Here is an 18,629-nt window from a genome sequence, read left to right as displayed (position 1 = left end):
CGGCTCCGGCTGTCGTGTCGAGCGCTTGATCAGCCGGATCGGGCCGGTCAGCAGCATCAGCAGGCAGGCGGTTCCCACGAAGGTCCAAAAGCCGCTGATGTGCAGGGTGAACTCCATCCAGGTGCTCAGCCACGACAGCAGCCACAACCCCAGCGCGCCGCAGACGACCAGGGAGAGCGTCCTGAGGCCGGGGAGATCGATCTGGAAGGCCAACGCGGAGAACAACACGGCCACCACGGTCAGCGCCATCCACTGGGGCACGTGGGGACCGGACTCTAGCCGCACGCCTGCAAAGAGCCGCTCGGCGAGCAACAGCCCGCCCACCACCAGGGCCACTTCGGCCGCCTTGAGCATGCCCAGGAGCGCCGCCGCCCCTCCCAGGAGGATCTTCAGCACGCCCTCGAACGCCGAGCCGAGGACGGACGCCAGCCAGTAGGTGCCGAGGGCCGACCATAGGCCGGCAAGCTGCACCGGCAGGTCGAACGCCCCGCACAGTCGTACCGCCAGGTACACCGCCGTCGATCCCACCACCAGGGACACCGCACCCAGGACGATGAAGGCCGAGACGGCGAGGAACCCCATCCAGGCGATGGCGCCGAGGGGAATCTCCTTCCAGATGCCGGCGAGACCCCGCTTCGCGGCTTTGTCCCCAGGCCGGTAGGGAGGCTCGTACTCGAGGGCCACCTCCATGACGATGTCGAGGACCGGGAGGACCAACTGCGACGCCAACCAGACCGCCGGGACCACCACTACGCTGATGATCAGCAGTGCCGTCACCTGCTGGAGGCCCGAGCCGCTCAGCTGGAAGCCCTGGAACACCGCCGCCGTGGCCCACAGCCCGGTCGACATGAAGATCAGCGAGACCATCGGCGGCACGTCTCCCCTCGGATCGGTGACGGGTGTTCCGACGGCATGAGTCCCTCCGGTGCCGCCGGCTTCGCGGGGAGCGCCGCGGCCACTGAGAGCTGGATCACCTCGCAGAGTACGATTCACCGGGCCTGCGGAACAGCATCCGGACGAATATGGCCACATGAGGGCGAACTTGCCTTTTTACCTGGACGTTTCCGCCTCACGGGCTCGGCCGGCCCGGCTCAAACGGCCCCTGCCCGGAGCGATACGGCCCGGCCGGTGCGAGAGCACGGCGCCCGTCCCGCCGGTGGGCGATACTGACCGGTGCTCACTGATATCGGCATTCGGGTTCAAGAGAGGTTCAGCCAGCCAGCATGAAGCCTCGATACATCGAGGGACTGCTCAAGCACCTGCTCACCGAGTACGCCAAGGGCGACCAGGACGGGGTTCCCCAGAAGGCGCGCATCCGCGAGGTGCTGACCTTCGAGGAGGCGGGCCTGAAGGACAAGCCGGTCGGCCTCCGCATCGAGTGCGAGGACGGCAGCCGCGTGTTCGTGCAGTTCATGGGGACGTCCCCCGCAGGGGGCAACTACCCGGAGGAACCGCACTACTACATGCCGCCCGAGAAGGTCGGCACCGAACGCTACGGAGGCTGAGAAGGCGCAGCCCCGGTGCGCGACCAGTGGGTGAACGAGGCGAACGACGACCTCGCTCCGCACCGGGACGGGAGCCCATGAGCCGAGCGCCCAGGCCGGGCCGGTGGAACCGCCGAACGCCCCACCGGCCCGGCCGTTCATTGCAGAACACCCGGACGACCCGTCCACCGTGCGGCGGTTGCGTGCTCTTCGCCCGCGCGCCGTGCTTCTTGCTCGGCCGCTTTCGCCTGTTCGGGGTGGGCCGGCGGGCCTGGCGGCGGTATACCGGTCCGGTCCCCACCGGGTACCCCGAGGGGCCGTCCACCGTGCGGTGACGGCGCGCTCCGGCCGGCATTCCTCTTTCCCGGCCAATTTCGCCGGTTGGCCCGCGACAGGCGCGGTCGTCCGGCTCTACCGTCCGATACATGCACGACAGGCTCAGCGACGATCTGGCTCGGCTTCCGCAGTTGCTGGCGCAGACCAGCGGGTACGCCGCCGACCTGCTGTCCGGCCTGGAGGAAAGGCCGGTGGCGGTCCCGCCCGCGCCGCGGGCGAGGCGAGAGCTGCCCGCGGAGGGCAAAGGGCTCGCCGGGGCGTTGGAGGAGTTCCGGCAGCACTGGGAACCGGGGTTCTCCGGCAGCGCCGGCCCCCGCTACCTGGGGTTCGTCACCGGGGGAGCGACCCCGGCGGCCCTGGTGGGGGACTGGCTGACCGCCGTGCTGGACCAGAACCCGGTCAGCGGGCTGGACTCGGCCGCACCCGACCTGGAACGGGAGGTCATCGGCTGGTTGCGCGAGCTGTTCGGGCTGGGCGAGGCGCACAGCGGGGCCTTCGTCAGCGGGGCGACCGCATCGAACCTGGTCGGGCTCGCCATCGCCCGCGAATGGCTCGGCGAGCAGGCGGGCGTCGAGGTCTCCGAGGCCGGGGCCGGAGCGCTCGGGCCGGTGACCGTGCTGTCGGGGACGCCGCACTCCAGCGTCTGCAAAGCCCTGTCCATGCTCGGCCTCGGCCGCAACGCCCTGCAGACCGTCCCGACCCTGCCCGGCCGTGAGGCCGTGGACCCCGACGCACTGGAGGAGGCACTGGCCGCGCTGCAGGGACGCCCCGCCATCGTCGTGGCCAACGCCGGAACGGTGAACACCGGCGACTTCGACGACCTGCGCGCCATCGCCGCCCTGCGCGAACGCCACCCCCTCTGGCTCCACGTGGACGCCGCGTTCTGCAGTTCACCCGCCGCCGCGACCTGCAGATCCGCGTCTTCCGCAACAGCGCCGCCTACCTCGGCCGGCCCACCGAGACCCCAGACCTGATCCACCTGACCCCCGAGAACTCCCGGCGGCTGCGCGCCCTGGCCGCCTGGTTCTCCCTGACCGCCTACGGCCGCGACGGCCACCGCGAGATCGTCGAACGCAACATGGCCACCGCCCGCGCCCTCGGCGACCGCCTCTCAGCCGACCCGCGGTGGCGGCTGCTGGCCCCCGTCCGCCTCAACGTGGTCTGCTTCACCGTCGCCGACGACCCCGCTCCCGGCCGCATCGACCACATCGTCAAGACGGTCGCCTCCGGCGGGGACCTGTTCGTCACACCCACCGTTCTCAACGGCACCCCGGCGCTGCGGGCCGCCTTCAGCAACTGGCGAACGACCCCCGACCACCTCGACCGCATCGTCAGTGCGCTGAACGCCGCGTTGTGATGCGTCTTTCTCAACCGTGGGTCTCCGCCACGCTGCCGCTTGCTCGTCTCGTGGGGATCTTTGGTCTCTTGCGGTCACCGGACTTATCGTCGAGGTTCTCGAAGAGCCGGACTGGCCAGGTGGGGACGCATCCGGCGTTTCCACCAGACGATTTATGCGCCATGGACGTCCACCTTGGCGCTGTTCCGTCCCCTCTGGGGAGAACTCCGGCTCTTCGCCTCCAGGGTTAGCTTCCAGCACGTGGCCTTGGAAGGCTGGAACGGGGCCTTGACGGTTCCGGGGCCATGACGTTGCGGATCACAGCACTGTCCCTGGCCGTGACATCCCCGTCTCGACCTGCGGGAACGGCCTGTTGGAAAAGGTTCACTTCGGTGGCTCCGGCTGGCGCGAGCAGATCGTCCCGGCTGCTCGTCGCCGGGAGCGGCAAAAGAGAGGAGGTTCGAGGCTGTCCTGTACTCCGCGGCCTCGCTGTCGGCAGGACGATGGGCGGGAGCTCTCAGTCTGTGGAGCGGGTGCCGGCCTTACCCGCCGGGCGGGACGACCGCCGCGCCGACACGGCCGGGGCGACCAGGCCCGCGACTCCCGCCACACCGAACGTCCACGCCACCGGGTTGACATACCAGGGCACCGCCGAGGTGGTGTAGCTTCCGCCATCGGCCGGCAGGCATTGGAACCGCAGCGGCACCCAGCCGACCCGGTAGTCGACGACCTGCGACACCATTTCTGGAGCGGCCTCCCCTCGGCACGGCAGCAGCGGCGAGGAACCCGTACCGCCGTCCTCGGCGTTCATGACCGCCAGCAGCACGTGCCCCATTCCCCAGGTGTACACGCCGACGGCCACCCCGAGAGCAAGAATCGCGCCCGCTCTCAGCAGCTCGGCCCGGGAGTGCCGTCCATACCGGATGGCCGCAGCGACACCGCAGATGATCAAGATCAGGGTGAGGCCCGACCCGATCAGGAAACCGAAATACAGAACGAGCCCCACCACGGCCGCTCCCTTCGGGTGGAGGGTTCCAGAACGAACCCCGGCCCGATCAAGGCTAAGGCGTTCCCCGCTTCACGCCCGGCGGACGGGCTTGTCGCGGCCCGGTTCACTTGAGCGTCCATAGCCGCACCGTCCCGTCATGGCTGCCGGTGGCCAAGGACCGGCCGCCCGGCCTGAACGCCACCGACATGACCCAGCCGTCGTGGCCGGTCAGTGTGGTGACCGGGCGGCCGGAGGCGGCCTCCACAAGGTGCACGTTGGCGTCCCGGGCACCGATGGCCAGGGTTCGGCCGTCCGGGCTGAAGGCCACCGACTCCACCACGTCCAACTGGCCGGCTCCGGCCACGGTGGAGCGTTCGGTGGTCATATCCCACAGCCGTGCCGTCCCGTCATGGCCGCCGGTCGCCACCGTCCGGCCATCAGGGCTGAAGGCCACCGTCTCGATCCACTTGTCGTGGCCGGTCAACGTGGCCACGAGGTCTCCAGTGGCCACTTCGCGCACGAACGCCTTCTCATCGCCGCCGCCGGTGGCCAGGGTCCGGCCGTCCGGGCTGAACGCAAGCGACCAGCAGGTGTCGCCGCGTCCGGCCAGGGGGCCGGTGGGACGCCGGGTGGCCAGGTCCCACATGAGCAGCCTCTCGCTGTCGCAGCCGGCCACCGTCCGGCCGTCGGGGCTGAAGGCCACCGCCCCGATCTCGGAGCCGTGTCCCTTCAGCGTGGCCACAGGACGTCCGGTGGGCACCTCCCACAGGCGTACCGTCGCATCCGTGCCGCCGGTGGCCAGCATCCGCCCGTCCGGGCTGAACGCCACGGACAACACGGCCCCGCGGTGGTTCTACAGCACCGCGGTGGGGCGTCCAGTGGCCGCATCCCACAGCCGTGCCGTTCCGTCATGGCCGCCGGTCGCCACCGTCCGGCCGTCGGGGCTGAAGGACACCGCTTCGACCCGGTCGGTGTGACCGGTCAGCACGTGCAGCGTCTCCCAGCTCGCCGGCCGCCGGGCCGACGGCGGGCGTGCCTCTTTGGGCCGCACGGCGTTGAGGACGAAGAACCCGACGGTGACCGTCGCGGCGAGGACGAGGAGAAAGACCAGCACGTGCCGCATGGGTCCGTTCCTGCCGGCGGCGGGAGCGGCCGGCGAAAGCGCCTGCGGAGAAGCGGCGGAGGGCAGAGGGGCGCGGCTTGGACCACTGATCGGAGCGGGTGCGGGCGGAGGAAGAGCGATGGGCGGGCCGCCCGGGGCGTCGCGGTCCCGGCCGATGGCCACGGCTGACGGAGCGGGCACCGGCGAGCGGGAGGGCAGAGCGCGCAGGATGTCACGGACCTGGGCGGCGGTGACGGGACGGTCGCCGGGGTCCTTGGCTAGCAGCCGTGACACCAGCTCGTCCAGTTCGCCCGGCACGTCCGGGCGCAGCGCGCTCAGGCGCGGCGGGGGCTCGGTCAGATGCCGGCGCATCAGGTCGGCCATGGACGAGCCGGAGAAGGGAGGGCCGCCGGTCAGCAGGGCGTGCAGGGTGCAGCCGAAGGCGTACAGGTCGGTGCGGGTCGGCCTCCTTGCCCTCGTATTGTTCGGGGGCCATGTAGGCGGGGGTGCCCAGGAAGCCACCGGTGGCCGTGAGCTGGGTCGTGGCGTCGGCGTAACGGGAGATGCCGAAGTCGCAGATCTTCACCCCGCCTTCGGCCAGTTCCATGAGGTTGGCGGGTTTGATGTCGCGGTGCACCACCCCTTTGCGGTGCGCATGGTCCAAGGCGTCGGCCACCTGCGCCATCAAATGCGTCGCCCGGGCGACCGGCAGCCCTTCGGGGTGGGCGGTCAGCAACGCGCTGAAGGTGGTGCCCTCCAGCAGCTCCATCACGAAATACGGGTGCCCGTCGTGCTCGCCGAGGTCGTGCACGACGGTGATGCCGGGGTGCTGCAGCGCGGCCGCCGCCTTGGCCTCCCGCCGCAGCCGGGCGATCAGCGCCGGGTCGCCGGTCAGCTCCGCCAGCAGGATCTTGACCGCCACCTGCCGGTCCAGCCCTTGGTCGAAGGCCGACCACACTTCGCCCATGCCGCCCCGGCCCAGCCCTTTCTCCAGCCGGTACCTTCCCCCCAGCAGCGTCCCGGGCCCGACCACTCGACCTCCCCGTCCTGTGCGGCCTTCTTCGGCGCGGCTCCGGAGGAATTCTGGCAGTGAGGTTTTCTCAACGAATACAAGCCCGCCTCATATCGCGACGCCTCCTGCCAGGAGTGCGCGCGGTCGGCCAGTCCCGGTGGGCCTCTTCCGCACCCGGCCGTGAGCCGGCAGTCCCGCGGCCCGCTCGGCGACGTCCCGCCTGTGCCCTCACCAGGGACTTTGCTCCGGCCCCTGCGCGGCCGCCGCCCTCCAGGGCACTCAATCGTTGAGAAAACCTCAGTGAACCTTTTTCTACATGCGGTCTTGGGTTCCTGAGGGACGACGTTCCTGACCGCGACGAGCCCGTCTCTGCCTATGGGGAGGACGTGGCAAAAGGATCCGGCGTGCACTTTGAACGGTCGGGTGGCAGTGCGGATCCGGTGGGCGAGTTCACTCGGCTTCTGGAACTTCTCCCTGCTGTTTCGCAGGGACGGTCCGGTGGGGTTGCTGTGGTTCCGCTGGGCGGTCGGGGCGAGGATTCCGGACGGCCCCTGGACGAAGACCCCGCCCTCCATGTGCACGAGGCTGTAGTACTGCTTGTCGACCTCCGGGAGAGGGGTAGCTCCCGTTTTGGCCGCGCGTGGGGATTTCCCGTTCCAACGCAGGAACCAGATGGCTTTACCCCGCGGGAGGGTGCGGCGCAATTCGGCTATGGGGTCGGCTGAATCCGCTGTGGAGCCGCCGAGGAATTCCGCCACCGCTTCCTTCGGCTCCGGCCGCAGCCTTCCTTTGAGGACCTCGACGGGGCGCAGTACGACGCCGATCAGCGGCTGGGGGTCGCCGTCGCCCGGGGTTCGGGTCGGCCGGACGCCGGTGACCTCGGCGATGACGACGGCCGTGGAAGCCTTCACTCCGGCGGCCAGGTCGGCGGGCGGCCGGATGTACAGGGCGCCGGGCCGGCGGAGCCTGCTGAAGAACTCCATGTCGCTGCGGCGGTGGATGTCCAGGTCGCCGATGGCGGCCGCTCCCGGTTGCACCGGGTCGGCGGGCCGTCCGCCGCCGCATGCGGTGAGCAGCAGGAGGACGAGTCCGAAGCCCGCTGCCGGCAGGGACGTTTTTCCAGGGCTCAGGCTCGTGTGGGCTCCTTGAATGCGTTCTTTCCGGTTCAGCATGCCGGTTGTGCCGGCCGGCGTCGGCTTGCGGGGCTCCCGTGGCTCGCTTGAGGCGGCTGGTCACATATGGCACGGCCGAGCCTTGAAGCGGGTGGCGGCTCGATGACAGGCCTGGGCAACGCTCGTCCTTTTGGGGATCGCTGAAACGAGAAGCTGCTTCCTGGGCCTGTCAAACATCATTCAGGTCTTATGAACCGGAGGTATTTCGGAGCGTCGGGAATTTGTCTTTTGTTTGCAGGCGCGGTCTCGCTGTGGTGCCGCAGAGGGAACCGGGAGTCGGGGCTGACCATCGAGGGTGCATACAGCCGAGCGAGAGCCTGCGGTCCTGGCGAGTCCACCGGGAGGAGCGGCCGCTTCGGCCTCAGGGCGATGGTGGAGGGGTGCTGTTCGTCCCGTCAAAAATCTCAACGACTCCCGCCATTTTCAATATATAGCAGACGGGGGGACTTGCGGCAAGCGCCGGTTTCTGTTGCAGAATTGCTCGCCGTGGCCGGAACCGATGAAAACGGGGGCGTGAAAATGCGGGTGGTGTTGTCGACGTGGGGCGGGCGCGGGGACGTGGAGCCGATGGCGGCGCTCGCCGTGCGGCTGCGGGAGCGCGGCGTTCAGGTGCGGCTGTGCGCGCCGCCGGATGAGGACATCGCGCGGCGGCTGGCGGCGGTCGGGGTGCCGCTGGTGCCGTACGGGCCGTCGGCGCGCGCATCGGCGTCCAAAGCGCTGCCGCCGACCGAATCGGCCAGGCCGCCGGCGGGAGAGGTGGTGGCCCGGGTCTCGGCCGAGATCGCCGCGAGCCAGCGCCGGGTGCTCCCCGAAGCGGCCGAAGGGTGCGACGCGCTGGTGGCGACCGGCGTGCCGGCGGCGCTGGGCGGGGCCCGCTCGGTGGCCGAGAAGCTGGGCGTTCCCTGGGTGCATGTGACCTTCCAGCAGCTCACGTTGCCCTCGCCGCACCGGGCGCCGCTGGCCTACCCGGGGAAGCTGCACGACCGGTACCTGAACGAGCTGTTCGGCGAGGCGATCAACGCCACCCGGGCGGCGCTGGGCCTGCCGCCGGCAGAGGATGTGGCCTCCTTCCTGTTCGGCGGGCGCAACTGGCTGGCCAGCGACCCGGTGCTGGACCCCTGGCAGGGGTCGGCGGAGGTGGACGTGGTGCAGACCGGCGCCTGGTTCGTCCCGGACGACCGCCCGCTTCCCGATGACCTGCGGGCGTTCCTCGACGCGGGGGAGCCGCCGGTGTACGTGGGGTTCGGCAGCATGCCGATGAAGGCGGCGGCGGACCTGCCGCGGGCGGTCGTCGAGGCGGTCCGCGCGCACGGCCGCCGCATGGTGCTGCTGCGCGGCTGGGCCGGTCTGTCGGCGGTCGACGACCGGGACGACTGCTTCGTCGTCGGCGAGGTCAACCATCAGGCGCTGTTCGGCCGGGTGGCCGCGGTCGTCCACCACGGCGGCGCGGGCACCACGGCCACGGCCGCCCGCGCCGGCAGGCCCCAGGTGCTCGTCCCGCAGGGGGCCGACCAGCCGTACTGGGCGGGCCGCGTCGCCGAGCTGGGCATCGGCGCGGCCCATGACGGCCCGGTGCCGACCGCCCGCTCCCTGGCGTCCGCGCTGGAGACGGCACTGGCCCCGGAAACCGCCGAACGGGCGGCGGCGCTGGCCGGACGGGTCCGCACCGATGGCGCCGCCACGGCCGCCGACCTGGTGGTCGAACAGCTCGGCTGAGGAAGGCGGCGGGCCGACGGAAAACCGCCGCAGGCCCGGGGGACGTTTCCGGCCTGCGGCGGTTCGCCTACGGCTTCAGCGCGCCGTCAAAGGCGCTTGAAGATCCTGGTGACCTTGGTGGAGCTTCCGTTGGCGCCGGTCTTGGAGTCCATCCGGAGCCGCTTGCCCTTGCAGGTGTAGGACGAGTAGAACGGAGTGGTCGCCTCCCAGGTGCCCGTCTTGTGCTCCTTGACCATGTTGAAGGGGCCGGTGCGGATCTTCTGGCCCGAGGCGATGTAGATCTCCGTGCGGGTGGCCCCGCCGGTGGCGGTCCTGGGCTTCACGTTCACCTTGCCCTTGGTGGACCCGGTCACCTTCGCCTTGACGGTGAGCTTGCCGGACAGCAGATGCCAGATCTGGTAGGGGTGCCCGTTCGCCTTTCCGCTGATGTCACCGCGCTTGGAGCCGGTGAAGTTGTACATGATCGAATTCTTTTTGATCCGAAGTACCGTCCCCTCCAGGCCGTCCATCGTGTGCTTGTACCCCGGTCCCTTGGACACCGCCGTGAACGACGTCAGCACCCAGGTTCCGAGCACGCACCGTTTGGCCTTGGCCTCGGCGGGCGCGGCGACCCCCACCAGGCTCGTGGCGGCGACCGCCCCCGCGACGACGAGACGGGTTCCCGTGCCGAACATGTCGACTCCCCGTGATCAAATGATCGTCCCCCGGTTTCTCGGTGACGATCTTCATCTCGTCCGCGTCCCGCCGCCCAGGGACACCGGTCCCGGTTTCCGCCGGGCTACGGGAATGGCCCTTCGGGCCATGGCTGCAGGGGGTTGCTCGGCTCTGGACGGCGCCCCCGTCCACGCGATCAGGGGCGCCTAGTACCCCTTATGGGGGAGGATGCGCAGGAGTTCGACGGCGGCCTCCTTGGCTCCGGCGATGAGCTGTTCGGGTTCGCGCGGGGCTTTGTAGAGGACCGTGATGCTCACCAGGCCGTCGCGGGCGCTGATGCCCACTGCCGGGGTATCGGACTCGGTGTCGACGACCATCATGCTCTCCTCGCCGATTCCGGCGGGGGAGACCTTCCCGGTCACTCCCGGGCTGCTATAGGCGTCCCGGGCGATACGACTCTCTTCTTCGAGAGTGTCCCCTCTGTTGGGGCGGACGGCGCTGATCTCCAAGCGGGCACGGCCGTTCCGGCTCAGCCAGCGGCACTGGAGCACACCGGGGAAATAGTGCTCCAGCCGGGGAGGCCGGGGATCGGGAACCAGCCGGGTGACCTTGGGGTAGGGGAACCAGGCGCACAGGTCCACCAGCGGCGTGCGCCTGGGCGGCGACTCCTCCTCTTCTTCGGGTGAGCTCAGGTCCGGGAGCGCCAGCAGAGACAGCAGACACAGGCACGCGGTCAGCAGGAGGGTCTGCGTCAGCCAGACGCGTTCACGGGGAGTCGCTTTCATACCCGCTTCTCCAATTTCCGCACGATCGCCTGCAGGATGCCGGCGACCTGCTGCTCGGCCACGGCGGCCGAGGGCGCATGCCGGGTGTGCAGGTCGACCGTCACCAGGTAGCCCTTGACGTGAGCCCGGCCCTGGGCGGTGAACCCCCAGCTGTCCTGCCAGGCCACGGTGTAGGCGTTCTTCTTCGCCCCGGGCAGGGGGTGCAGCACACTGCCCGGGGGATGGCCTTTCTTCCTGGCCTCATGGGAGCGTTCGGCCTCGTGGACGGACCAGGTGCCGATGAACATGTCCAGCCAGGTGCCTTGCTCCCACGGCCGCTCGGTGCCCCACCGGCAGGCCAGGCTCTCGATGCCGAAGCCGACCTCGCGGCCTCCGGGGACCGCCTGGGCGGCCAGGTCCCTCGGCAGGTAGTCGCATGAGGCGACCTCCGGTGGCGTGTCGTGACGGTCGGACTGCCGGTCAAGCCACCAAAAGTGCATCGCCAAAGCGGCGACCGGCAGCAGGACCGCCGCCGCCTTCACCCACAGCCGCACCCGTCGCTCCGCGATCGGCGCGCCGGTCACCGCCGGCAGCACGCCGTTGCAGGCCTCCATGTGGCGCTGCCGCATGACGGCGAGGGCCTCCTCGAACCGGCGGTCGCCGACCCTCCCGGACGGATGCCGCAGCCGAACCCGCTTTCCGTCCCGCAGGCAGAGCACGACGAACGCCTGGCGGCCCCGCCGCCCGGCCTCAATGTAAGAGACCACCGACCAAGGGAGCCGCTGGGGATGATCTGGAAGAGCGCATCCCGGGGACAGAACCGGATATCGGTGGCGGTGAGCGCGGTCGGCGGCCGCATCCAGTCTCCCCCCAGCGCGATGGTGAAGCCCAGGAGCGGGGGGAACATGAGGGCCAGCGCGAAATGAAGATTTTCGTGGTGGACGGACAGTTTCAGCGACACGCCGCCCACGACGACCAGGCACAGGACAAAGAACGCTGCAAGACGCTGTATTCGGGCGGGGCCGAATTCGATGCGGTCGGGGTACCGTCTCATTTCCTCGTCTTCGGAGAAGGCATGGACCCGACCGAGGATAGCGATCATGAGCTGGCGGTCCTTGCGGTGCGCCGCCCGGCCCCCGGCGGCCATTGCTGCGGCGAAAACTCAGCACAAAGCGGTATCTCTGGGCCGCGGGCACACTCAAACGACCGGCTTTTAGCGCTCCTGGCCGTTTAAGGTCATGTCTGCCGGGCCGCTCGGCGGCTCTGGCCGGGCAGATGGCGGGCGTCAGCGGCTTCGGGCAGCCGCCGGGCTCGTCTGCGGCACCGGCCATGACTTCGGCCGACTGCCCGGATTGTGTAGCGAAGTGTCGTAGCCATGTGCTTGTGTATCCGGTACACGAATACGGTGGAGCCGAGTGGAGAGGCATCGTGTCCGAAAACACCGACGGCCTGTTCGCAGATCCCCGCGGGACACAGATGTCCTTGGGGCACGGTGTGGTCCTGCCTGCCGAGACCGGACCTCCCGCCGGGCAGGAGCCGCCGGTGAACCCGCTGGACGCACCGCAGGAGTTCGCCGAGGCGACCTCCTTCGAGGTGCGCCGGGAGCTGGAGAAGCTGATCCGGCGGGACCTGCTCGGACCCTGGGACGGGCCGACCGAGGAGCTCCCTCCCCACATCCTCGGGCCGCGGGAACGCTACCTGGTCGGCATGCTCGGGCCCAAGCCCTCGGCCACCTCCGCGGTCGACAACGCCGACGAGCTGCCCGACACCGATCCCGGGACGGGCGGGGACGCCTCTGAAGGGGAGCTGCCCGACGTCCTCAGCCCACAGGCGCTGGGACGGATCTGGGCGTCGTCGATGGGGCTGTCCTTCTGTGTTCCCGGGAACGTCGATGCAGTCGCGGTGAAGGCGTCCTGGGGGCGCTACCACCGGCACGAGCGCGAGGCCGGCGACGGCCGCACGGTGCGGGTGTGGGCCCGTGAACCGGTTGAGCACGAGCGGCAGGTGCGGCTGGACGCCGAAGACTCCTACAAGATTCCGCTGACCGCCGAGCACGAGGAGGCACCGGGCGTGCTGCTGTCGGTGTCCGTCCGCCCCCGCGACGGCCGCCGGGTCGTGGAGGTGGCCTTGGTCAACCAGCAGCAGGAGCCGGTCAGCTACAAAGACGTCGCCTGGCTGTTCCAGCCGGAGCTGACCGTGACCGCCCTGGACGGGACCGAGGCGATCTTCCTGCCCGTCGACGACCCGGCCGATGACCTGCCGACCTCCGGCGGCGACCCCGAAGAGGCGCACCTGCGGCTGCTGTACCGCAACGAGCGCCGCTACGCCGCGGGCCGCAACGTGGCCGTTCACGCCGAGGTCGCCGAGGGCGAACGCCGGGCGCACCGGCTGACCACCACCTGGCTGCCGGCCTACGACGTGCCCGCCACCGTCGCGCCGACCGGCCCCGGCACCCCCCTGGAACACGTCGAGCTGTCCATGGACGCCCTGGCCACGGCCACCCCCCAGCAGCTTGAGGCCGGGCTGCAGCCGCTGGTCGACGGCTACCGGGCCTGGCTGGAGGAACGGGAGGCCGAGATCGGCGGCCTGCCAGAAGGGCTGCGTCCCGTCGCGGCCAAGGCAGTGGAGGATGCCCGGCGGGCCGCCGACCGCATCGCCGCCGGCGTTCGGCTGCTGTGCGACACCGCCCACCCTCGCCACGCCGAAGCCTTGCAGGCGTTCCGCTTCGCCAACGAGGCGATGGCGCTGCAGCGCCGCAACACCGCGCTGGTGCCGCTGCGGGAGAGCGGTCTGAGCCTGGCCGAGGCCAGGGCGCAGATCCAGGCCAAGGGGGCGGCCGCCGCCAGCTGGCGCCCCTTCCAGCTCGCCTTCGTCCTGCTCAACCTGCCCTCGCTGACCGACCCGGGCCACCCCGAACGGGCCGCCGACCACAGCGCCCTGGTCGACCTGCTGTTCTTCCCGACCGGCGGCGGCAAGACCGAGGCCTACCTCGGCCTGATCGCCTACACCCTGGCCATCCGGCGGCTGCAGGGCGTCGTCGGCACCGGTGAGGACGCCCGTGACGGGCGGGCCGGGGTGGCGGTGCTCATGCGTTACACCCTGCGGTTGCTGACCGCTCAGCAGTTCCAGCGGGCCGCCGCGCTGATCTGCGCCGCCGAGGTGCTGCGGCGGCGCGACCCGCAGACCTGGGGCGCCGAGCGGTTCCGGATCGGGCTGTGGGTGGGCGCCGGAGTGTCGCCCAACTGGTTCAAGGAAGCCAAGGACCAGGTCATCGAGGCCCGCGCCTCCGGCCGCGGCCACCGCGCCAACGTGCTGCAGACCCTGACCTGCCCCTGGTGCGGCGAACAGCTGAGGGCCGAACGCGACCTGTACATCGACGAGGAGCGGCGGCGCATCCTGCTGTACTGCCCGCGCGGCGAGGGCGCCGACGCCTGCCCGTTCTCCCGCCGGATCTCCGGCCCCGACGAGGGCCTGCCCATCCTCACGGTGGACGAGGAGATCTACCGGTACGCGCCCAGCCTGGTCATCGCCACCGTCGACAAGCTCGCCCAGCTCCCCTGGAAGGGGTATGCCGGCATCCTGTTCGGCCGCACCCGCACCCGCTGCCCCCGGCACGGCTTCCGGCACGACGACCTGGACGCCGAGACCGGCTGCGCGAGCAAGCACCGGGCGAACGGTCCCTGGCCCGCCGTGGCCGCCCAGCCCGTCGTCCGGCTCCGCCCGCCGGACCTGATCATCCAGGACGAGCTGCACCTGATCTCCGGAGCGCTCGGCACCACGGTGGGCCTGTTCGAAGGAGCGGTGGCCGAGCTGACCTGCTGGCCGTATCAGGGCCGGACCACCGGCCCGAAGATCGTCGCCTCCACGGCCACCACCAAGCGGGCACGCCAGCAGGTCCGCGGCGTCTTCGGCCGTGAGCTGGCGGTCTTCCCACCGCAAGTCATCGACGCCGGCGACACCTTCTTCTCCCGCCGCGAGCCGGTCACCCCCGCCACCCCCGGCCGCCGTTACCTGGGCATCTGCGCGCACGGGGTGCGCTTCAAATCCGCCCAGATCCGGCTGGCGGAGATCCTGCTGCTGGCCGGGCAAGCCCTCTTCGACGCCTACGGGGAGCCCGCCGACCCGTACATGACCGTGGTCGGCTACTTCAACGCCACCCGGGAGCTGGCGGGGATGCGCCGCTACCTCGATGACGACGTCACCACCCGGATCCGCCGCAACGGCAGGTTCCGGGGCCTGCCGAACCGGATCGTCACCAGCAGCGGCCTGCTCACCATCCAGGAACTGACCTCCCGGATCTCCTCCGGCGACATCAGCGACGTGCTCAAGCGGCTGGAACGTCCCTTCGACCCCGAACTGGACACCTCCCGGCGCCGTTTCGACGCCCCCGCCGAGCTGGCCCGGCATCTTGCCGCCAAGCGCAAGGCCCGCTCCGGGGAGAACGTCCCACCGCCGCACCCCCTCGCCCGGCGGTTCGGTGAGCGGCACAACGCCCAGCTCGACCCGGTGGACGTGGTGCTGGCCACCTCGATGCTCCAGGTCGGCGTGGACGTCTCCCGGTTCGGGCTGATGGTGATGACCGGCCAGCCCAAGAACACCGCCGAGTACATCCAGGCCACCTCCCGGGTCGGCCGGGACGCGGCGCGGCCGGGCCTGGTGCTCACCCTCTACAACTGGGCCCGGCCGCGCGACCTGGCCCACTATGAGGACTTCGAGCACTACCACGCCACCTTCTACCGGCAGGTCGAGGCGCTGTCGGTCACCCCCTACACCCGCCGGGCCCTGGACCGGGGGACCACCGGGCTGCTGGCCGCCGCCATCCGCCACGCCGCCGAGGAGTACTCCTGCAACCACAACGCCTGCGACGTCGACCTGTCCGGCCCGCTCGTCGGCCGGATCATCGACCGGCTGCTGGAGCGCGCCGAGACCGTCGCCCACACCCGCGGCCGTGACTACCTGGAGGAGCGGATCAAGACGGTGCTGGACGAGTGGGAACAGCGCAAGAGCGTCGGCACGGCTCGGCTCGGCTACCAGGACGGCACCTGGAACAAGCAGATCGTCTCGGGCCTGCTGCGGCCCGCCGGTAACGGAAAGTGGGACACCATGACCGTCGGCGTGTCCATGCGGGAGACCGAAAACGAGATCAACCTGCTCTTTCCCGGCGGCGACGCCCTGTTCCGGCCGCTCTACCACCAGCCCGACTGGACGTTCGGACCGCCCGCCGACGAAGACGGCGACACGGCGGCCGCCGACGGCGCCGACCGGTCCGGCATCTTCGGAGAGGGGGCCTGACCATGACCGAGACCGCGCCGTTCCGCCGCCGCGTCGGCAGCGTCCGCCCCAGCCACCTGATGTTCACCGGCGGGGTGGGCTCCCTGATCGACCTGCCGAACTTCTCCGTCCTGGTCAAGGGCCTGGACGAGTGGAGGGACGAGCACGCGGCGGTGATCGACGAGCCCCGGCTGCTGGCCGCCGTGCAGCGCACCCTGGGCAAGAGCGTGCAGCACCTTCGATCCGCCCCCTGGCTGGAAGGGCTGGACAAAGACCCCAACGGTCCCGCCTCCAGAGTCGGCGTGCCGGTGGCGCCGTTCCCGAGCTGGTTCCGCTGCACGGCCTGCAACGAACTCGGAGCGCTGGACTCGGGCGTCTTCGGCTTCGAAAACTCCAACCCCCGCAAACCGCACGAGGCCAGGTTCTTCCACGCCAGGTGCAAAAAGAAGAAACCGCTGGCGGTGGCCGCGCGTTTCGTCCTGGCCTGCACCAACGGGCACCTGGACGAGTTCCCCTACATCCACTTCGTTCACCGCGGGGGAAAGTGCCTCAAGGCCGACCACCCGCGGCTGCGCATGGACGACCGCGGCGGCAACCTCGGCGCCAACGTCGAGATCGAGTGCATCAACTGCGGGGAGACCCGCAACATCCGCGACGCCCAGGGCAGCCGCGGCGAGGAGAACCTGCCGCGCTGCCGGGGCCGTCACCCGCACCTGGCCACCTTCGACCCCCAAGGCTGCGACCGCACCCCCAAACTGCTGGTCGTCGGCGCCTCCAACCAGTGGTTCGCCAAGACTTATTCGGCGCTGGCCGTCCCCACCCCCGATGCCGGCGCGCTGGAGAACAAGATCGAAAAGCACTGGACCTTCTTCGAAGGCCTGGCGCCCAATCAGTATCCCTGGGCGCGTTCGGTGGGGTTCGAACAATTCCAGGAGGTCAAGCAGTGGAGCGATGAAGAGATCGCCGAGACGGTCGCCAAGGTCCGCGCCAAGAAGGAGGGAAGCGCCTCCGGGCAGCAGGAAGGCGGCGGATATCCCGATCTGCGCACCCCCGAATGGGAGGTCTTCTCCGCGGGCAGACTGCCCGACCCCGACGACGACTTCACGCTCCGGCGCGACATCGACGGCGTGACCGAGGCCCTGACCGGCATCTACGCCGATGTGGTGCAGGCCGAACGGCTGCGCGAGGTACGGGCGCTGATCGGCTTCACCCGGCTGGACGCCCCCGACCCCGAAGACCCCGAACTGGTGCGGCTGGTCCCGCTGGCCCGCTCCCGTCCCGAGTGGGTGCTGGCCAGCGAGGTGCGCGGAGAAGGCATCTTCTTCCGCCTCCCCGAGGAACTGCTGCAGGAGTGGGAGAAACGGGTCGCCGACTCCCACGCGCTGCGCCTGCACCGTGAGGCGTATGTGCGCTACCGGCGCAACCGTTACTCCGACCGCATCAACAAGCCGTCGGAGTTCGACGAGATGGCGCACTGGCCCGGCGCCCGCTTCATCGCCCTGCACACCTTCTCGCACCTGCTGATCCGCACCATCTCCCTGGAATGTGGCTACAGCTCCGCCAGCCTGTCGGAACGGATCTACTCCGGCACCGAGGACGACCCGCACCGCGCCGGCATCCTCATCTACACCGCCGTGCCCGACTCCGAAGGAACCCTGGGCGGGCTGGTCTCCCTGGCCGAACCCGACCGGCTCACCGCCCTCACCCGGCGGGCGCTGGCCGACGCCCGGCACTGCTCCTCCGACCCTCTGTGCGCCGAGCGCCTGCCGCAGGCTCCCGCCGATTTCCTGCACGGCGCGGCCTGCCACGTCTGCCTGTTCGTGTCGGAGACCACCTGCGAGCGCGGCAACAAGTTCCTCGACCGGCGCTTCATCGTCCCCATCGACGACCCCGAGCTGGCGCTCTACCCGGACCTGCCATGACCATGGCCTGGGAGCGCTTCGAGACGGCCGTCGCCGACCACGTGGCGCGGCTGGGGCCGGTGCGGCTGCGGGCCCTGGCCGCCCGGTTCGACCAGGGACGCCTGCGGGGGATCGAAGACTGCGTGCCCGATTTCCCCGGCGAGGCGGCCGCCATCGCCGATGCCGCCCGCGGCGATGGCGCCCTGCCTCCCCAGGCCGTCGCGGCCTACCTGCGCGGTGCCGCGGCCGCGCTGGCGCACCGGGAGGCGTCGCTGCGGGTCGAAGCGGTATGGAGCGGACCCACCAGCCATGCGGTGCCGGTGCGCTCGACCGCCCAGGTGCTCATCCGGCTCGTCGGCCGCGCCACCCGCGAACTATTGCTGATGACCTACTCGGCCAAGCCCTATGAGCCGCTGCGGGAGGCGCTGGCCGCCGCCGTCGCCCGGAAGGTGACCGTCCGGGTCGTGGTGGAGACCCTCCAAGGGGCCGGCAGCGCGCTGTCGGGAGAGGAGCCGGCGGCGGCCTTCCACGGGCTGGGCGTGGAACTGTGGCACTGGCCGGTCGCCCGGCGGGCCGACGAGAACGCCAGGATGCACGCCAAAATCGCGCTGGCCGACCGCCGGGAACTGCTGGTCTCCAGCGCCAACCTCACCCACTCGGGAGTGCACGACAACATCGAGGCCGGGCTGCTCGTCCACGGCGGTCCCGCCCCCCAGCGGGCGGCCGAGCACTTTGACGCGCTACGCTCGGCCGGGATCCTGGAGCGGATGTGAACGAGCACTGAGCACTCCTCACCGCGGCCGCCACCGCCTTCCCGCCGGAACCGGACCGATCATGTCCGCAGTACGGGAACGGCTGGGGAGGCCTTGAGACCCCGCGATCGAATTGGGACG

Annotated in this window: 16 protein-coding genes; 8 read left to right on the top strand and 8 right to left on the bottom strand. The window is 70.5% G+C overall.

The genetic code is table 11. The features are described from left to right. On the bottom strand, positions 1 to 867 hold an 867-nt coding region (locus BUE48_RS12580), incomplete at its 3' end, for a hypothetical protein (RefSeq protein ID WP_286989867.1). A gap of 356 nt (positions 868 to 1,223) precedes the next feature. On the opposite strand from BUE48_RS12580, the gene BUE48_RS12575 reads away from it, so the two are divergent. The 3 genes from BUE48_RS12575 to BUE48_RS12565 all read left to right on the top strand — a co-directional run bounded on the left by BUE48_RS12575 (position 1,224) and on the right by BUE48_RS12565 (position 3,177). After that, positions 1,224 to 1,505 carry a hypothetical protein gene (locus BUE48_RS12575; RefSeq protein WP_012852877.1) on the top strand — a complete coding sequence of 94 codons (282 nt, stop codon included), beginning with the start codon at positions 1,224 to 1,226 and terminating at the stop codon, positions 1,503 to 1,505. Between the two features lie 404 nt (positions 1,506 to 1,909). Continuing rightward, a complete protein-coding gene (locus BUE48_RS12570) occupies positions 1,910 to 2,794 on the top strand; it encodes a pyridoxal phosphate-dependent decarboxylase family protein (RefSeq protein WP_286989866.1) in 885 nt (294 codons plus the stop codon). After that, a complete protein-coding gene (locus tag BUE48_RS12565) occupies positions 2,680 to 3,177 on the top strand; it encodes a pyridoxal-dependent decarboxylase (protein ID WP_353745290.1) in 498 nt (165 codons plus the stop codon). The genes BUE48_RS12570 and BUE48_RS12565 overlap by 115 nt, the downstream gene beginning before the upstream one ends. Positions 3,178 to 3,673: 496 nt before the next feature. Here BUE48_RS12565 and BUE48_RS12560 read toward each other — a convergent pair whose 3' ends face one another. The 4 genes from BUE48_RS12560 to BUE48_RS12545 form a co-directional block, all read right to left on the bottom strand. Further along, positions 3,674 to 4,165 (bottom strand): hypothetical protein, encoded by a 492-nt coding sequence (locus BUE48_RS12560; protein WP_012852875.1) that lies wholly within the window; start codon positions 4,163 to 4,165, stop codon positions 3,674 to 3,676. Positions 4,166 to 4,268: 103 nt separating this feature from the next. After that, positions 4,269 to 4,982, bottom strand: a complete 714-nt coding sequence (locus tag BUE48_RS12555; protein ID WP_286989865.1) for a WD40 repeat domain-containing protein — start codon at positions 4,980 to 4,982, stop codon at positions 4,269 to 4,271. A 15-nt stretch (positions 4,983 to 4,997) separates the two neighbouring features. After that, on the bottom strand, positions 4,998 to 5,267 hold the full coding sequence (locus tag BUE48_RS12550) for a WD40 repeat domain-containing protein (RefSeq protein WP_286989864.1): 270 nt from the start codon (positions 5,265 to 5,267) through the stop codon (positions 4,998 to 5,000). A gap of 211 nt (positions 5,268 to 5,478) precedes the next feature. Continuing rightward, positions 5,479 to 6,279 carry a serine/threonine-protein kinase gene (locus BUE48_RS12545; protein ID WP_012852873.1) on the bottom strand — a complete coding sequence of 267 codons (801 nt, stop codon included), beginning with the start codon at positions 6,277 to 6,279 and terminating at the stop codon, positions 5,479 to 5,481. 1,670 nt (positions 6,280 to 7,949) lie between these two features. On the opposite strand from BUE48_RS12545, the gene BUE48_RS12540 reads away from it, so the two are divergent. Further along, positions 7,950 to 9,146 carry a glycosyltransferase gene (locus BUE48_RS12540; RefSeq protein ID WP_286989863.1) on the top strand — a complete coding sequence of 399 codons (1,197 nt, stop codon included), beginning with the start codon at positions 7,950 to 7,952 and terminating at the stop codon, positions 9,144 to 9,146. Positions 9,147 to 9,232: 86 nt separating this feature from the next. Here BUE48_RS12540 and BUE48_RS12535 read toward each other — a convergent pair whose 3' ends face one another. The 3 genes from BUE48_RS12535 to BUE48_RS12525 all read right to left on the bottom strand — a co-directional run bounded on the left by BUE48_RS12535 (position 9,233) and on the right by BUE48_RS12525 (position 11,331). After that, a complete protein-coding gene (locus BUE48_RS12535; protein ID WP_012852870.1) occupies positions 9,233 to 9,820 on the bottom strand; it encodes a hypothetical protein in 588 nt (195 codons plus the stop codon). A gap of 186 nt (positions 9,821 to 10,006) precedes the next feature. Continuing rightward, on the bottom strand, positions 10,007 to 10,585 hold the full coding sequence (locus BUE48_RS12530) for a hypothetical protein (protein ID WP_286989861.1): 579 nt from the start codon (positions 10,583 to 10,585) through the stop codon (positions 10,007 to 10,009). Beyond that, on the bottom strand, positions 10,582 to 11,331 hold the full coding sequence (locus tag BUE48_RS12525) for a hypothetical protein (protein WP_286989860.1): 750 nt from the start codon (positions 11,329 to 11,331) through the stop codon (positions 10,582 to 10,584). Before BUE48_RS12525 ends, BUE48_RS12530 begins: the two co-directional genes overlap by 4 nt. 155 nt (positions 11,332 to 11,486) lie before the next feature. On the opposite strand from BUE48_RS12525, the gene BUE48_RS12520 reads away from it, so the two are divergent. The 4 genes from BUE48_RS12520 to drmC all read left to right on the top strand — a co-directional run bounded on the left by BUE48_RS12520 (position 11,487) and on the right by drmC (position 18,509). After that, a complete protein-coding gene (locus tag BUE48_RS12520; protein WP_012852867.1) occupies positions 11,487 to 11,798 on the top strand; it encodes a hypothetical protein in 312 nt (103 codons plus the stop codon). Positions 11,799 to 12,106: 308 nt separating this feature from the next. Then, on the top strand, positions 12,107 to 15,856 hold the full coding sequence (drmA, locus tag BUE48_RS12515) for a DISARM system helicase DrmA (RefSeq protein ID WP_502694610.1): 3,750 nt from the start codon (positions 12,107 to 12,109) through the stop codon (positions 15,854 to 15,856). 2 nt (positions 15,857 to 15,858) lie between these two features. Beyond that, positions 15,859 to 17,757, top strand: a complete 1,899-nt coding sequence (gene drmB / locus BUE48_RS12510) for an MrfA Zn-binding domain-containing protein (RefSeq protein WP_286989858.1) — start codon at positions 15,859 to 15,861, stop codon at positions 17,755 to 17,757. Continuing rightward, positions 17,754 to 18,509, top strand: coding sequence for a DISARM system phospholipase D-like protein DrmC (gene drmC / locus BUE48_RS12505; RefSeq protein ID WP_012852864.1), 756 nt, complete (start codon positions 17,754 to 17,756; stop codon positions 18,507 to 18,509). The genes drmB and drmC overlap by 4 nt, the downstream gene beginning before the upstream one ends. The last annotated feature ends 120 nt before the right edge of the window (positions 18,510 to 18,629 follow it).

The sequence above is a fragment of the Thermomonospora sp. CIF 1 genome, from assembly GCF_001896795.1.
GTDB lineage: Bacteria > Actinomycetota > Actinomycetes > Streptosporangiales > Streptosporangiaceae > Thermomonospora > Thermomonospora curvata.
Note: the sequence above shows the minus strand (reverse complement) of the source record. Positions and strands in the feature narration are given on the sequence as shown.

Bases quoted from the DNA above. Each gene is read 5' to 3' on its own strand.
- BUE48_RS12575 (WP_012852877.1), top strand. From the start codon at position 1,224: ATGAAGCCTCGATACATCGAGGGACTGCTCAAGCACCTGCTCACCGAG.
- BUE48_RS12570 (WP_286989866.1), top strand. From the start codon at position 1,910: ATGCACGACAGGCTCAGCGACGATCTGGCTCGGCTTCCGCAGTTGCTG.
- BUE48_RS12550 (WP_286989864.1), bottom strand. From the start codon at position 5,267: ATGCGGCACGTGCTGGTCTTTCTCCTCGTCCTCGCCGCGACGGTCACC.
- BUE48_RS12540 (WP_286989863.1), top strand. From the start codon at position 7,950: ATGCGGGTGGTGTTGTCGACGTGGGGCGGGCGCGGGGACGTGGAGCCG.
- BUE48_RS12535 (WP_012852870.1), bottom strand. From the start codon at position 9,820: ATGTTCGGCACGGGAACCCGTCTCGTCGTCGCGGGGGCGGTCGCCGCC.
- BUE48_RS12530 (WP_286989861.1), bottom strand. From the start codon at position 10,585: ATGAAAGCGACTCCCCGTGAACGCGTCTGGCTGACGCAGACCCTCCTG.
- BUE48_RS12520 (WP_012852867.1), top strand. From the start codon at position 11,487: ATGAAGATTTTCGTGGTGGACGGACAGTTTCAGCGACACGCCGCCCAC.
- drmB (WP_286989858.1), top strand. From the start codon at position 15,859: ATGACCGAGACCGCGCCGTTCCGCCGCCGCGTCGGCAGCGTCCGCCCC.
- drmC (WP_012852864.1), top strand. From the start codon at position 17,754: ATGACCATGGCCTGGGAGCGCTTCGAGACGGCCGTCGCCGACCACGTG.